Origin of the sequence: Streptococcus sanguinis (assembly GCF_020729765.1) — a bacterium.
Lineage (GTDB): Bacteria > Bacillota > Bacilli > Lactobacillales > Streptococcaceae > Streptococcus > Streptococcus sanguinis_Q.
The window spans coordinates 175,873-190,494 of sequence record NZ_JAJEPD010000023.1 but is presented as its reverse complement, the minus strand read 5'-3'; the positions used below and the strand labels follow the sequence as shown (position 1 = coordinate 190,494).

The 14,622-nt window shown below is 42.4% G+C and carries 12 protein-coding genes and 1 pseudogene; 8 read left to right on the top strand and 5 right to left on the bottom strand.

Features of this window, described 5'->3' with window-relative positions; translation table 11 throughout:
* Window positions 1-449: 449 nt before the first annotated feature.
* Window positions 450-1,214, top strand: coding sequence for a CPBP family intramembrane glutamic endopeptidase (locus K4H96_RS02615; protein ID WP_227956340.1), 765 nt, complete (start codon window positions 450-452; stop codon window positions 1,212-1,214).
* A 138-nt stretch (window positions 1,215-1,352) separates the two neighbouring features.
* On the opposite strand, the pseudogene K4H96_RS02610 reads toward K4H96_RS02615, so the two are convergent.
* Window positions 1,353-1,769 (bottom strand): annotated as a pseudogene (locus K4H96_RS02610) (hypothetical protein).
* Between the two features lie 521 nt (window positions 1,770-2,290).
* On the opposite strand from K4H96_RS02610, the gene K4H96_RS02605 reads away from it, so the two are divergent.
* From K4H96_RS02605 to icd, 4 genes are all read left to right on the top strand, one after another.
* Window positions 2,291-3,199, top strand: a complete 909-nt coding sequence (locus tag K4H96_RS02605; protein WP_223337528.1) for a magnesium transporter CorA family protein — start codon at window positions 2,291-2,293, stop codon at window positions 3,197-3,199.
* Between the two features lie 211 nt (window positions 3,200-3,410).
* The gene (gene acnA, locus K4H96_RS02600; RefSeq protein ID WP_223337529.1) at window positions 3,411-6,074 is read left to right on the top strand and encodes an aconitate hydratase AcnA; all 2,664 of its coding nucleotides are present in this window, start codon (window positions 3,411-3,413) and stop codon (window positions 6,072-6,074) included.
* 2 nt (window positions 6,075-6,076) lie between these two features.
* The gene (locus tag K4H96_RS02595; protein ID WP_223337530.1) at window positions 6,077-7,195 is read left to right on the top strand and encodes a citrate synthase; all 1,119 of its coding nucleotides are present in this window, start codon (window positions 6,077-6,079) and stop codon (window positions 7,193-7,195) included.
* The gene (gene icd / locus K4H96_RS02590) at window positions 7,182-8,393 is read left to right on the top strand and encodes an NADP-dependent isocitrate dehydrogenase (RefSeq protein WP_223337531.1); all 1,212 of its coding nucleotides are present in this window, start codon (window positions 7,182-7,184) and stop codon (window positions 8,391-8,393) included. Before K4H96_RS02595 ends, icd begins: the two co-directional genes overlap by 14 nt.
* Window positions 8,394-8,424: 31 nt before the next feature.
* Here the strand turns inward: icd and K4H96_RS02585 are convergent, their stop codons facing one another.
* Window positions 8,425-8,823: a hypothetical protein gene (locus tag K4H96_RS02585; RefSeq protein WP_061589218.1), complete on the bottom strand. Its 399-nt coding sequence runs from the start codon at window positions 8,821-8,823 to the stop codon at window positions 8,425-8,427.
* Window positions 8,824-9,180: 357 nt separating this feature from the next.
* Here K4H96_RS02585 and K4H96_RS02580 point away from each other — a divergent pair, with 357 nt between their 5' ends.
* From K4H96_RS02580 to K4H96_RS02570, 3 genes are all read left to right on the top strand, one after another.
* Complete coding sequence (locus K4H96_RS02580; RefSeq protein ID WP_002915658.1) at window positions 9,181-10,752, top strand: DEAD/DEAH box helicase; 1,572 nt, start codon at window positions 9,181-9,183, stop codon at window positions 10,750-10,752.
* A 385-nt stretch (window positions 10,753-11,137) separates the two neighbouring features.
* Window positions 11,138-11,884, top strand: coding sequence for a DeoR/GlpR family DNA-binding transcription regulator (locus K4H96_RS02575; RefSeq protein ID WP_002900848.1), 747 nt, complete (start codon window positions 11,138-11,140; stop codon window positions 11,882-11,884).
* A 183-nt stretch (window positions 11,885-12,067) separates the two neighbouring features.
* Window positions 12,068-12,601, top strand: coding sequence for an isoprenylcysteine carboxyl methyltransferase family protein (locus tag K4H96_RS02570; RefSeq protein ID WP_002896094.1), 534 nt, complete (start codon window positions 12,068-12,070; stop codon window positions 12,599-12,601).
* Between the two features lie 45 nt (window positions 12,602-12,646).
* Here the strand turns inward: K4H96_RS02570 and K4H96_RS02565 are convergent, their stop codons facing one another.
* From K4H96_RS02565 to K4H96_RS02555, 3 genes are read right to left on the bottom strand one after another with little or no spacing between them, the layout of a single operon-like run.
* Window positions 12,647-13,513 (bottom strand): DapH/DapD/GlmU-related protein, encoded by an 867-nt coding sequence (locus tag K4H96_RS02565; RefSeq protein WP_002900847.1) that lies wholly within the window; start codon window positions 13,511-13,513, stop codon window positions 12,647-12,649.
* Window positions 13,506-13,769: a GIY-YIG nuclease family protein gene (locus K4H96_RS02560; RefSeq protein WP_002900846.1), complete on the bottom strand. Its 264-nt coding sequence runs from the start codon at window positions 13,767-13,769 to the stop codon at window positions 13,506-13,508. Before K4H96_RS02560 ends, K4H96_RS02565 begins: the two co-directional genes overlap by 8 nt.
* The gene (locus tag K4H96_RS02555) at window positions 13,759-14,505 is read right to left on the bottom strand and encodes a tRNA1(Val) (adenine(37)-N6)-methyltransferase (RefSeq protein WP_002900845.1); all 747 of its coding nucleotides are present in this window, start codon (window positions 14,503-14,505) and stop codon (window positions 13,759-13,761) included. Before K4H96_RS02555 ends, K4H96_RS02560 begins: the two co-directional genes overlap by 11 nt.
* Window positions 14,506-14,622: the final 117 nt, after the last annotated feature.

The window sequence follows — 14,622 nt, the reverse complement described above, 5'->3', positions numbered from 1 at the left end:
TAGGCTGATTCATTGACTGAATCTGAATCAAAAGTTGCTAATCAGTTGATGGCAATCGCTATGGTGATTGTCTAGCTATCTTACTAATTTTGTCGAGTAATTTGACTCTATTTGTTTGATTTTATGTTGTAATTAATAGAAGGAATATTATTAATGAAGTCAACTATATGTGGATAATGAGGAAAAAGAAATTATATGAAAAATGCCTTTTAATCCATTAAAAGACAAGKCGGCTAAAGAATATATGATTAAAGAAAATGCAGGAATGCAATTCACTTCCAATATAACAGAGCAGATAGGTGGACGGTTGAAGGTAGGGCTCACTTTACTTGATATATATGAAGATACGAATGGCTCTGGTAGGTTTCATGAACTGAATATTAAAACCTATATTGCAACTAAATCAGTTAAAAGATAGAAATGGGTAAATTAAAATTTAGGGGAAATTTATGAGTCGAAAAAAAGCGATCATCCTTTATTTACTAGGGACCCTAGGTCAAATATGGCTGATATCTATTATAGKTTTTGTATTGCGTCATTTGGGTATGGTTGTAGATTATACAACGCTAATGGGAATAGTTGTTATTGGAATAGGTGGCGTTTCATCTGCTCTATGGGGAACTATTATTGCAGTTAGATACAAAAAGTACAGTACGAAGAAAATATTAAAGGATTTTTTCGCTATAAAGCAAAACAGAGGCAGTTATTTATTCGTTATTGTGTTCTTGTTTTTGGATTTTTGCTATGTTGCATTTGATGGGGAATTAGCGTTTAATACGTGGTATATTCCTATTATCTTATTTCTTAAAGCAATCCTTTTTGGTGGAATTGAAGAAGTAGGGTGGAGATATGTTTTTCAACCAATTATGATGGAACGCCATAGTTATATTAGTTCAACTTTATTTACTTTTGTTCCATGGGGAATATGGCATTTTTCTTATTTCTACATTGAAGGCACATTGCCACAGGTACAGGCATTTGGATTTTTGCTTGGATTGTTGACTAATTGCTTTATTTTGTCCGCATTATTTATAAAGACAAACAGTTTGTGGATATGTGTGATGACACATTCGGTAATAAATGTTTTCTCACAATTAGCAGTAGGTGGTAATCAAAATATATTTTATGCTTGTAAAATAATTATTATAGTAATGGCAACTGTTCTTTCGATTAGAGAGCAAAATAAAAAGGTAACGGATGTGTCAGTTCTTTAAAGAGCGACAAATTCCAGTTTGTCTAACTTAAACAATTAAATAAAATGCTACAACATTCCATTACTTTAGCTAAAGCTGTTTTGCGTTAGTTCTCACTAAAGTTTTGAAACGGATTGCTAATAAAAACACCCAAAGCGACTAGGAGATTTCTCTAATCAGGAGAAGTCTCTTGGGCGCTTTTCTTTCTTTTTTCATTTCAATGCTTAATCCAATTATCCACAAAAGCACGAGCAGATAATTCTCAATCCAGCCCACCAAATTAGCTTGATTGGCTCGCTCTAGATAACCCATTAAATGGTTTGTACCAAAACCTAGTCCTCCTAGTATCAGTGTTAGTAGGGTCATCTGTAGGTAAAATCAGTCATACTTGAGCTTGACTGCTAATAGCAAGGGTAAAATGGCTAGATTCCAAAAGCCGATTTCTCGCTGCCAATGAATAGATAGACCATAAGCTGATTTCTCGCCTAAAAGGTGAGGTAGAAAAATTTGGATGATTGCAGCGCTCAGCATAGTTAGAATAACCAAAATAAATATAGCACGTAAAAATTTATTCATAGTTCGCCTCCTTTTCCTATCAATTTCAACTATTTTAAAAGTGATTTTCAATTTTTCGTTTTGTTTCAAAATGAGTGTTAAAGAGAAAAGATTTTATATTCAAGTTCTATCTTTTTATATACTTTTGTGATATACTAGGTAAGTTGCAGTTCTGTTTGAGGAGTAGTATGCGATTCCTATTGAGATATTGCAGCAGATACAATGGGAAGCGATTCCCTATATTGGATGCTAGCCGCAATTAGGTGGACTAGCTAACAGCTTTGCTAACTCATCGGCGAAAAAAGTTCGTTTTCGCCTTTTCGTGTCGTAGTGAATGGGATTGTTATGATTGTATAACAAACTAAAGTTACTAAGGCCGAGTTCAGTTGGCCCCTTGCTAGCCGCTTGACTAATCTTATCAGGCGAGGCAGTTAATTTGCTTGGTTTTGTGCCTTGACATTGCATATTTACTTGCAAGAACAGTTTAGGAAGTTGGGGGATAGTTTATTAGAGAATCATTCTATCTCGTAGAAAGGAGCTCCATGTTTCTGGAAAGAAAACTAAAAGATCAGTCTGTCTGGATCAACATTGACTCAGATAGTTTTAAAAAGAATGCCCGGATTTATCAGGATTATGAAATTGATAAAGAGACCATCGAGTATGCACTCGATAAGAACGAGCGGGCTCACATGGACTACAATCGTGAGAATGGAACGGTTGTCTTTATCTACAATGTCCTTAATCTGGCGACAGATAAGGAACATTATGAGACGATTCCTATGACCTTTGTGGTGCAACAGAGACGGCTCATTACGATCAGCAACCAAGACAATGCCTATGTTGTGGATATGATGAAGTCTTATACTGAGCGTCATGAGCCAGTATCGGTCTATAAGTTTCTCTTTGCTAGTCTAGAGTTAATCTCCAATTCTTACTATCCGGTTGTTGAGCGGATGGACAAGCGTAAGGATGAGATTAATGCTCTCCTGCGTCAGACCACTACCAAAAAACACCTATTTGCCCTGTCCGACTTGGAAACTTCTATGGTCTATCTAGTTGCTGCAGCAAAGCAGAATCGCATGCTCCTAGAGCATATCAAAAGTCATGGCATTTACCGACGTTTTGATGAATTAGAAACTGAGCAGTTTGAGGATGCTATGATTGAGGCTCGTCAGCTCGTCTCCATGACCGATCTGATTGCTCAAGTTCTCAGTCAGCTTTCTGGCTCCTACAATAATATCCTGAATAACAATCTGAATGACAATTTGACGGTCTTGACCATTATTTCGGTCCTTCTGGCAGTACTTGCAGTTATTACGGGCTTCTTTGGTATGAATGTTCCTCTGCCCTTGTCTAATGATAAAAACGCCTGGATTTATATTGTTGTCATTAGTCTAATCATCTGGGGACTTCTAACCAAGCTTCTTAAATGGTTAGCCAATAAGAAGTAAGCATTTGAAATTATTTTACCTATAACAAGTACCGAGAATGGTGCTTGTTTTTTCGTGCTTGGGAAAAATAATCATTAGTACAGTTTGCCTATATTTAAAAAACTGTTGTTTTATGTAATAAAATATAACATAAAAATTATAATTTTTATTGCATAAAATTTCATAATAAAGTATAATATAAAACAATTTAAAATAAGTGAGGGGTAGAAATATGGCAGAATACCTAAGCAATTTAAATTACAAAGGCAAATTATACCAATATATAGACCTTGATAAAGCCTCTGCTCTACTAGGAGGGGATATAGAAGGACTTCCTTATTCTATACGAATATTATTAGAAAGTGTTCTCCGTAAGGAAGATGGTATTGACGTAACAAAAGATAACATTATCTCTTTGATACATTATCAAGCTAAATCACCAAGCGGAGAAGTTCCTTTTAAGCCTAGTCGAGTCATTCTCCAGGATTTTACAGGTGTTCCTGTCGTGGTGGATTTGGCTAGTATGCGCGATGCTATTGTCTGGCAGGGAGGTCAGGCCGATCAGATTAATCCAGAGATTCCGGTTGATTTAGTTATTGACCACAGTGTTCAGGTGGACTTTTATGGCTGTGACACAGCTCTGGAGGCCAATATGAACCAAGAGTTTGTCCGCAATAATGAGCGCTACGAATTTCTCAAGTGGGCAGAAAAATCATTTGATAATTATCGTGCGGTTCCCCCTGCTACCGGGATTATCCATCAGGTCAATATCGAATTTCTCAGTGATGTCATTATTGAAAAGGAGGGCCAACTCTATCCAGACAGTATGTTTGGGACGGATAGTCATACGACCATGATCAATGGGATTGGTGTTCTGGGCTGGGGAGTCGGTGGGATTGAGGCCGAGGCTGCCATGTTAGGTGAGGCTTCTTATTTCCCAGTTCCTGAGGTGATTGGTGTTCGTCTCTTGGGCAAGCTGCCTAAGATTGCGACAGCGACGGATTTGGCTCTAAAGGTCACGCAAATCTTGCGGCAGGAAAATGTTGTTGGCAAATTTGTTGAGTTCTTTGGACCTGGTTTGTCTAATCTAAGTCTGGCTGACCGGGCAACAGTGGCTAATATGGCGCCGGAATACGGAGCTACCTGTGGGTATTTTCCGATTGATGAGGAAACGCTCAATTACATGCGTCTGACCAATCGGTCAGAAAATCATATCGAGCTGACCCGTCTCTATGCTCAAAAAAATCACCTCTTCTATGATGAAAAGGTTGAGCCGAACTATACCAAGGTAGTCGAAATTGATTTGTCTCGCATTGTTCCGAGTATTTCAGGCCCCAAGCGACCCCAAGATTTGATTGAATTAACAGCTGCTAAAGAGGAGTTTCAAGCTAGTCTAGTCAGAGAAGCGGGGGTCCGAGGCTTTGGTCTAGATGAGAGCGAGCTGGAAAAGTCAGCAGTGGTTCAATTTTCTGATCATGAGGAGAAGATTAAGACGGGCCATGTGGCTATCGCTGCCATTACTAGCTGTACCAATACATCTAATCCCTATGTCTTGATAGCGGCAGGGCTTTTAGCCAAGAACGCAGTAGAAAAAGGCTTACGCGTTTCAAAGACTGTCAAGACTTCTTTGGCTCCTGGCAGCAAGGTGGTTACAGGCTATCTCAAGAAGAGTGGTCTTCAGACCTATCTGGATCAGCTTGGTTTCAATCTTGTCGGCTATGGCTGCACCACTTGTATTGGAAATTCAGGAAATCTCCGACCGGAAGTGGCTCAAGTGATTATGGATACTGACTTGCTGGCTAGTGCTGTTCTTTCAGGAAATCGGAATTTTGAAGGACGGATCAATCCATTGGTCAAGGCCAATTTCCTAGCTAGTCCGCCCTTGGTAGTTGCCTATGCTCTGGCTGGAAATACCAATATCGATCTGACTAGTGAGCCGTTGGGTTATGATCAAAAAGGGCAGCCAGTCTATTTAATGGATTTGATGCCGGAGCATGACTTGGTTGCTGATTATGTTCAAAAATATGTGACGCGACAGCTTTTTGAAAAAGAATATGCCCATGTGTTTGACGACAATGAAAAATGGAATCAGATTCCGACAGCCTCTTCTCAAAATTATCAGTGGAATCAGGCTTCTACCTATATCCAAAATCCACCTTATTTTGATGGTTTAGCTGATGATTTAGTCATTCAGCCACTGAAAAATCTTGCAGTGCTGGCAAAATTTGGGGATACGGTGACGACAGACCATATCTCCCCAGCAGGAAATATTGCCAGAAACAGCCCAGCAGCTTCCTATTTGATGGAGCATGGAGTGGATTACCAAGAGTTTAATTCCTATGGCAGCCGTCGGGGCAATCATGAGGTCATGATGCGGGGGACTTTTGCCAATATTCGGATTAAAAATGAACTGGCAGATGGAAAAATTGGTGGTTACACAGATTATAAAGGAGAGTTGCTATCCATTTATGAGGCGGCCATGCGCTACAAGGAAGAGCAAATTGATACCATTGTCCTAGCTGGTAAAGACTACGGTATGGGGTCCAGCCGTGATTGGGCAGCTAAGGGGGCTAATCTTTTGGGTGTCAAGGTGGTGCTGGCAGAGAGTTTTGAGCGTATTCATCGGTCTAATCTGGTCATGATGGGGATTCTTCCTCTGCAGTATCTAGAGGGTGAAAATGCAGCTAGTCTAGGCTTAACAGGTAAGGAGACTTTCGATATTAATCTGCCACAGAACCCGCAAGTTGGCCAGCTAGTTGATGTGGTAGCTCGAAAGGGTTCTGAAGAAATAGCTTTTCAAGCTCGGCTGCGCTTTGATGCAGAGGCGGATATCCGTTACTATGAAAATGGAGGGATTTTGCCCATGGTCGTTAGAAAGAAATTAGAGGAGGTGTGAGCATGAGTCAGACGGACGGTTTGAAAGATACCATTGCCTGTGATACTCGGATTAGCCAGATTGTGGATGATTCTTTGTCTTATGCAGGCTACAATATTTCTGAATTGGTAGAGCACCATGCGAGTTTTGAAGAGGTGATTTATCTGCTCTGGCATTTGCATTTGCCGACTCAGATTGAGCTCAAGCATTTTGAAGAAGATCTGCGAGCTAATTATGCTATTAGCGATGCAGTGGAGCAGTGCATCCTTATCCAGTCCCGCAAGCACCTTCATCCCATGAGTGTCTTGCGCTCAACGGTAAGTCTTTTGGGCGTTTATAATGTCCATGCTGAGGAAGCGTCTCTTGAGGCAACCTATGAGCAGAGCATCCAACTTATGGCAAAGATGCCGACCATTATTGCGGCTTTTGCCAGACTGAGGTCGGGTCAGACACCAATCGAGCCGCGGGAGGATTTGGGATTTGCGGCTAATTTCCTTTATATGCTCAAAGGACAAGAGGCGAGTGAGCTTGAAGTCAAGGCTTTTAACTGCGCCATGGTGCTCCATGCAGACCATGAACTCAATGCTTCAACCTTTGCGGCTCGTGTATGTGCCTCAACCTTGACCGATATTTATTCCTGCGTGACAGCAGCCGTTGGAGCGCTCAAGGGCTCCCTTCATGGCGGCGCTAATGAATGTGTTTTTGATATGCTGAAAGAGATCAGAGAGGAAGGGGATTGCCAAGCCTACCTAGACCGTAAGCTGGCCTCTCACGAGAAGATTATGGGCTTTGGTCATCGAGTTTACAAGACCCAAGATCCGCGTGAAAAATACCTGCGTCAAATGGCCAAGGACTTGACACAGGGAACCAAGGACGAGGTCTGGTATCAGCTTTCGGAGGAAATTGAAGCCTATATGAAGCATACCAAGCACCTGATACCGAATGTCGATTTTTATTCGGCTACAGTTTACCATGTGTTAGGCATTGACAGCAGTATCTATACCCTGATTTTTGCCATGAGTCGGGTGGCTGGCTGGATTGCCCATATTCAGGAACAGCGCAAGAACAATAAGCTGATTCGGCCACGTTCTAACTATATTGGTGCTCAAGGTTTGGAGTATCTTCCCATTGGAAGGAGATAAAATGGCAGATAAGATTTTGTTTGAGAAAGGGCGGTTGCAGGTGCCGGATTCCCCTATTATTCCTTACATCCAAGGTGACGGGATTGGAGTGGATATCTGGGAAAATGCCCAGCTGGTTTTTGATAAGGCAGTGGAAAAGGCTTATGGCGGCCAGAGAAAGGTTGTTTGGAAGGAAGTTCTGGCTGGGAAAAAAGCAGCAGACCTGACGGGTGACTGGCTACCGGATGAAACGCTGGCAACGATTAAGAGTCATCTGGTGGCTATTAAGGGGCCGCTAGAAACCCCAGTCGGAGAAGGGGTTCGTTCCTTGAATGTGGCCCTGAGACAGGAATTGGATCTTTACGCCTGCCTGCGGCCGGTTCGTTATTTCAAGGGAGTTCCCAGTCCGCTCAAGCACCCAGAGAAGACTGACATTACAATTTTTAGGGAAAATACAGAAGATATCTATGCAGGAATTGAGTGGGAGAGTGGAACGGTTGCCGTCAAAAAGGTTATCGATTTCCTGCAGAAGGATATGCAGGTTGACAAGATTCGCTTCCCAGAAAGCTCTGCTATTGGGATCAAGCCTATCTCTAAGCAGGGCAGTGAGCGGCTGATACGGGCAGCTATTGACTATGCACTAGCCAAAGGACTAAGGCGTGTCACTCTGGTTCACAAGGGCAATATCCAGAAATTTACAGAGGGCGGTTTTCGGAAATGGGGCTATGAACTAGCTCAAAGAGAGTATGCGAACGAGCTTGCTGCTGGAAAATTAGTCATTCAGGACGTCATAGCGGATAATTTTCTGCAGCAGATTCTGCTCTATCCAGAGAAATTCGACGTTGTCGCTTTGACCAATCTAAATGGTGACTATGCCAGCGATGCCTTGGCTGCTCAGGTGGGCGGAATCGGTATTGCGCCAGGAGCCAATATTAATTACGAGACTGGTCATGCTATGTTTGAAGCAACTCATGGAACGGCGCCAGATATAGCGGGTCAAAATAAGGCTAATCCATGTTCTCTTATCTTATCAGGGGTCATGCTCTTTGATTACATTGGTTGGTCGGAGGCATCTCATCTCCTGACTAAGGCTATTGAGAAGGCTCTCTTTGAGCAAAAAGTGACAGGCGATTTTGCCAGTCAGCTGGAAGGAGTGCCAGCCTTGACCACTAGTCAATTTGCTGAGGAGCTAGTAGCTAATATAGAAAAGTGTCCATAATGAAGAAAAAAGCGATGAGGAAACTGCCTATCTAGACGGTCTCTTCATCACTTTTTTGTCTTTTTCGATATTCCAGTCCCCAGCCGATGATCCAGCAGAAGACTAGCAGATAATTTTCAATCCATCCCAGTAGGTTGGCTTGATTCGCCTTTTCCAGATAGCCTAGCAGATGGTTGGTGCCAAAGCCCAGCCCACCCAGAATCAGTGCTAGCAAGGTCATACGCAGATAGAACCAATCATACTTTATGTTGGCGGCAATGACTAAAGGCAGAATAGCCAGATTCCAGAAACCAATTTCCCGCTGCCAGTAGGGAGCTAGACCATAGATGGACTCATTGCCCAAGAGCTGGGGCTGGAAAATCTGGATTGTAGCTGCGCCCAGCATAGCTAAGATTAGTAAAATGAAAATCACTCGTAAAAATTTATTCATACCTGTCTCCTTTCTTCTTTGTAGATTATAATGTTTTTGAAAATGATTTTCAAGTTTTCATTTTTTACAAAAGAAATCTCTAATAAAATATTTTACAGGCAAGTCCTATCTTTTTAGGTACTTTTGTGGTATACTAGATTAGTTGCAGAAATACAGTTTTTCTATTCAGTGGGAACTAGCGACCGAGTCGGCGCTTTTTTAGTGCCTAGACTTGAGAGACCATATTTATGAAGAGAAGAGCGAATACTCTCAGAAAATCGAGATTTAGCAAGGGAAAAGCACTTGCTATGTTTCGATAGTTGAGTATCAAAAGCCTTATAAGGTGGCTTCGCACCGCCTTTAGAAAGAAGAAGAACATTGAAATTTAATGAATTACATTTATCTACTGAATTACTAGCAGAGATTGAAAAAGCTGGCTTTGTAGAAGCAAGCCCTATTCAAGAGCAGACAATTCCACTTGCTATGGCAGGTAAGGATGTCATTGGTCAGGCCCAGACAGGGACAGGAAAGACAGCGGCCTTTGGCTTCCCAACTCTGGAGAAGATTGATACAGATAATCCTGCTGTGCAGGCTTTGATTATTGCTCCAACCCGTGAATTGGCTGTGCAGAGTCAGGAAGAGCTTTTCCGTTTTGGCCGCAGCAAGGGTGTCAAGGTGCGTTCTGTCTACGGTGGCTCCAGCATCGAAAAGCAAATCAAGGCTCTCAAGTCTGGTGCTCATATCGTCGTAGGAACACCTGGTCGTCTCTTGGATTTAATCAAACGCAAGGCTCTTAAGCTGAATCAGATTGAAACCTTAATCTTGGACGAAGCGGACGAAATGCTTAACATGGGCTTTTTGGAAGACATTGAGTCTATCATTTCCCGTGTGCCAGAAGAGCGTCAGACCTTGCTCTTTTCAGCGACCATGCCGGATGCTATCAAGCGCATCGGTGTCAAGTTTATGAAGGAGCCTGAGCATGTCAAGATTGCTGCTAAAGAGCTGACGACGGAGCTTGTAGACCAGTATTATATCCGTGTCAAAGAAAATGAAAAATTTGATACCATGACCCGCCTGATGGATGTGGAGCAGCCTGAGCTATCAATCGTCTTTGGTCGGACCAAGCGCCGGGTGGATGAGCTGACTCGCGGTCTGAAAATCCGCGGTTTCCGAGCAGAGGGTATCCATGGTGATTTGGACCAAGGCAAGCGCCTCCGCGTTCTGCGCGACTTTAAAAACGGAAATTTGGATGTCTTGGTGGCGACAGATGTGGCCGCACGTGGATTGGACATTTCTGGTGTGACCCACGTCTACAACTATGACATTCCGCAGGATCCAGAAAGTTATGTTCACCGGATTGGTCGGACTGGTCGTGCTGGTAAGTCAGGTCAGTCTATTACTTTCGTAGCGCCAAATGAAATGGGCTATTTGCAGATTATCGAAAATCTGACTAAGAAGCGCATGAAAGGCCTCAAGCCTGCGACTGCAGAAGAAGCTTTCCAAGCTAAGAAAAAAGTTGCTCTTAAGAAGATTGAACGCGATTTTGCGGATGAAAGCATCCGTTCTAACTTTGAGAAATTTGGCAAGGATGCCCGCAAGCTGGCAGCAGAATTCAGCCCAGAAGAGCTGGCTATGTATATCCTCAGCTTGACGGTGCAGGATCCAGATGCCCTTCCTGAAGTAGAAATTGCCCGTGAAAAACCATTGCCATTTAAACCGTCTGGCGGCGGCTTTGGCGGAAAAGGCAAGGGCAGTCGTGGCGGAAATAGCAATCGTCGCAGCAATGACAATCGCCGTGACCGAGGTGGTCGTCGTGACCAATTTAAGAAAGGTCGCAAAGACGAGCGTTTTGACAAAGAAAATCGCTACCGCAAGGATCACAAGAAACCTCGCAATACTTCTAGCGAGAAGAAAACCGGCTTTGTTATCCGTAACAAGGGTGATAAATAAGGCAGATTATTAATTAGAGTTGGCGACAATTTTAGCGTCGAGAGAGAATGCAAGTTCTCTCTTTTCGTTTGTTCAATAAATCTTCTTATTCTCAGTCCTGCAGAAATATAAGTATGAGCCAATGTAGTTTCCTTAATCATGCTGATTGAAGCAGTCCTGTTTATCAAAGTAAATTATAGCCTCCTTATTTCTGCTTTGAACTGTTTCTGGTGTTTTTGCTATAGAACAGGATTCAAAGTATTTCAACTAATTTCGACATCAAAATTCAACATATTAGCTATTTAAAATAAAAAAATTCACAAATCTTTGTTTATATGCTGGAACTGTTGTATAATAAGGTGAAGGTGAGTCTGTAAGAAATTCAGGAGTAAAAGGAGAATGTAAAATGAAAGAAAGTAGACATAGAATCATTCTGCAAGAACTGGATCAAACAGGTGTGGTTGCTGTTAAAAACCTCAAGGAAATGCTGGGTGTCACGGATATGACCATCCGTCGGGATTTGATTGATTTGGAGAAGCAGGGCATGCTGACCCGTGTTCATGGTGGAGCCCATAAGAAGGTCAAGAATGCTCTCAACGAGATTTCTCACTCAGAAAAGCAAATGCTGAATGTTGAGGAGAAGAAGCAGATTGCCCGTAAATGTGCGGATTTGATTGTTGACGGGGATACGGTCTTTATTGGGTCAGGCACCACAACGGATTTTATAGGAGACTATTTGGATGGCAAAAATATCAGCATCGTCACCAATTCGCTACCAATTTTTGAAAAGTTAAAAGAAAGAGCCAATTTAGATTTAATTCTGATTGGCGGACGCTATCGGGCTAAGACTCAAACCTTTGTCGGTCAGTTTGCCAATAATCTTTTGAAAGAAATCAAGGTTTCTAAGGCCTTTATTGGGGCGAATGGTATTGACGGTCATAATGTTACGACCAGCAATGAAGAGGAAGGCAACGGCGACGCGATTATCCTTAACAATGCCATCAGCAAATACATTGTAGCCGATAACAGCAAGTTTGACAGCTATTCTTTCTATTCTTTTTACCGGCTGGACAACCTCAGTGCAGTTGTGACGGACGACAATATCGCTCCGAAAGTCAAGGAAAAATACAGCACCTATATTGAAATTTTGTGATGTCTGACCGGTGAGAGAAACTTGCTTCAAATAAATATTTTATAGAGGTTGTGACTGGGATTTTGTCTAGAAATTCTAGTCGCAGCTTTTTTATATCTTTATCTCATTTTGTAAACAACAGTCTTGACTTTGCTGCAGAATTCCTTATATAATAAAATGTATTATTAAATTTTAGGAGGTCTTATGACAATCAATATAGTGATTTTTGTGGCTGTGTCGCTTTTTCGTTTGGTGTTTTTGAGGAAATCCTCTCAGAATGAGCAGGATATTCTGGCCAAGGGAGGCATGGAGTACGGGGTGAAAAACTCAAATATCATGAAGTACCTGCACATGCTTTTTTATGCGGTTTGCTTTCTGGAATTGCTGCTGAAGAAGCCAGCTTTTGACTTTGTGAGCCTACTGGGAGCTGTCTTGTTACTCTTTTCTATGTTTATGCTCTACCTTGTTGCCAAGCTCTTGGGACCAGTTTGGACCATCAAGCTTATGCTGGTTAAGGATCATAAGTTTGTTGACCACTGGCTCTTTCGCAATGTCAAACACCCTAATTATTTCCTGAATGTTGTACCAGAATTGGTGGGCTTGGCCCTGCTCAGTCATGCCTACTTTGCTCTTTTCATCCTCTTCCCGCTCTACTGTATCACCCTCTATGTCCGTATCAAAGAAGAAGAGCAGTTACTCAAGGAAGTTATCATTCCAAATGGAATTGCTGGTGAATAAAGTTAATAAAATACATATCGACTGCAAAAGAAAAGTCTAGGATCTTTATGTCCTAGACTTTTCTTTCAATAATTTTCGTATTTCATTAGCCATTTGTTGGGGTTGGTCCGATTCGAAAAGTAAAGTATTTTCTTCAGGCTGGTGGGCAGTTTGACGGAAAGCTAAAACTGGCTTCCCCTTGCTGATAGCCCTTTGGACAATCTGGTCTACCTCTCCCCAGTGATTGATATCCAAGTAAATATCCGCCCTATCGAGCAAGTCTTCAATAAAGTCATCCTGGTGGATATTGGTGTAGAGGTTGATATTGGGATAGTCATTAAAGCTGGCTAAGTAAGGAGAAATATTGGTCTTAGCAGCTATGTGAAATTCTAATTCTGGCAGATTTTCTGCTAAATAAGCCAATTGTTCCAAGGTATCAGAAGCTGTCAGCGTGAAGGCATGGAAATTGCCCTGTGGACGCTCCTTAATGATAAGCTCTTCCTTGCTCATGGCGATAGAGTTGCTGGGAATATCCTGGAAAATCAAGCTGTTGGCTCCAATGATGACATTATCGCCAATGGTCACACCTTTGAGAATCACAGTATTGGCCCCAATCCAGCAGTTAGCTCCAATCTTGACTGGCGCAACACTATAATCAATCTTCTCGATATGGTAATTAGAATACTGATGATTGTGGTCAAAAATACGGACGCCATCACCAAACATGGTGTCCTTGCCGATTTCGATAGAGTGCTGACAGCGGACAGTGCAATGGTCATTGAAGAAAACCCGGGTTCCTAGCTTGAGTTGTGCGCCACTTGCTACATTGAGGCTGGTAAAAGATTGGAAGATGACATCTTGACCGATATCGAGCTGGCTGTCTGGGGAAATTTCGATATGATGAAAGTCGCCTTTAAACTGGATTTCAGGCATTTTGAGTCCTTTCTTTGATGTAAGCCAGTTTGGCTTGTCTAGTTTTCTTTTTAAAGAGGGCTTCAGCCGACATGGCAGCCGGCTTGCTAGGGTGTTCTTCTTGGTAAAGTAAGATAACTGGCAGGCGAGCGCGAGTGTATTTGGCTCCTTTGCCAGCTTGATGTTTTTTGAGTCGGGCTTGGACATTCGTTGTGTAGCCGGTATAGAGGGAGCCGTCCCCGCATTCAAGCACGTACATATATGCTTTATTTTCCATAGTAAATCTCGTGAATCTCCGGAGTGTAGCTGCCGTCCTGATTGTGAATAAAGAGAGGAGGCAGGATTTTTAGACCGTCGCTGGAACCATCTTTAATTGCTTCGATAAGCAGCATATTGGCCTCTTTGCCCAGCTTTGGATAGACAAACTGGATGCGCTTGGGAGCCAGGTTATGGGCTTGCATGGTATCTAAAATATCTAAAAAGCGTTCTGGTCGATGGACCATAGCAAGACGACCGTTGGATTTGAGGACTCGCTGGGCAATCTTGCAAATCTCTTCCAGATTTGTTGAGATTTCATGGCGGGCTAAAAGGTAGTGCTGGCTTTCATTGAGATTGGATTGCTTGTCCACTTTGAAATATGGAGGATTGCAGAGAATCATATCAACCTTGCTGCCAGTGATATAGCGTCCTAGATTTTTCAGATCGTCCTGAATGACCTGCATTTGCTGAGTCAAATCATTGAGCTCAATGGAGCGCTCGGCCATATCAGCCAGACGTTCCTGGATCTCGACTGCTAGAATCTTGGCCTTGGTCCGAGTGCTGGCAAAAAGTCCGACAGCGCCGTTTCCAGCACAGAGATCGACAATCAACCCCCGCTGAGGCAACTTAGGAAAGCGGGAAAGAAGTACGCTATCTACCGAATAGCTAAAGACCTCACTATTTTGAATAATCTTGACATCTGTCGAAAAGAGCTGGTTGACGCGTTCTCCGTCTTTTAGTTTTGCTTCGTTCATAAGTCAATTATAGCATGATTTAGCAAGGATTCCAAAGGGATATGGGAAGTTTTTGCACAATCAAAAAAACATGCGAGGATTCTCGCATGTTTCCATGAGCTTAAATGCTGATTCTAT

Coding starts and splice junctions, on each gene's coding strand:
- K4H96_RS02585 (WP_061589218.1), bottom strand. CDS start 8,823: ATGAATAAATTTTTACGAGTGATTTTCATTTTACTAATCTTAGCTATG.
- K4H96_RS02570 (WP_002896094.1), top strand. CDS start 12,068: ATGACAATCAATATAGTGATTTTTGTGGCTGTGTCGCTTTTTCGTTTG.
- K4H96_RS02605 (WP_223337528.1), top strand. CDS start 2,291: ATGTTTCTGGAAAGAAAACTAAAAGATCAGTCTGTCTGGATCAACATT.
- K4H96_RS02565 (WP_002900847.1), bottom strand. CDS start 13,513: ATGCCTGAAATCCAGTTTAAAGGCGACTTTCATCATATCGAAATTTCC.
- K4H96_RS02555 (WP_002900845.1), bottom strand. CDS start 14,505: ATGAACGAAGCAAAACTAAAAGACGGAGAACGCGTCAACCAGCTCTTT.
- acnA (WP_223337529.1), top strand. CDS start 3,411: ATGGCAGAATACCTAAGCAATTTAAATTACAAAGGCAAATTATACCAA.
- K4H96_RS02575 (WP_002900848.1), top strand. CDS start 11,138: ATGAAAGAAAGTAGACATAGAATCATTCTGCAAGAACTGGATCAAACA.
- K4H96_RS02595 (WP_223337530.1), top strand. CDS start 6,077: ATGAGTCAGACGGACGGTTTGAAAGATACCATTGCCTGTGATACTCGG.
- K4H96_RS02560 (WP_002900846.1), bottom strand. CDS start 13,769: ATGGAAAATAAAGCATATATGTACGTGCTTGAATGCGGGGACGGCTCC.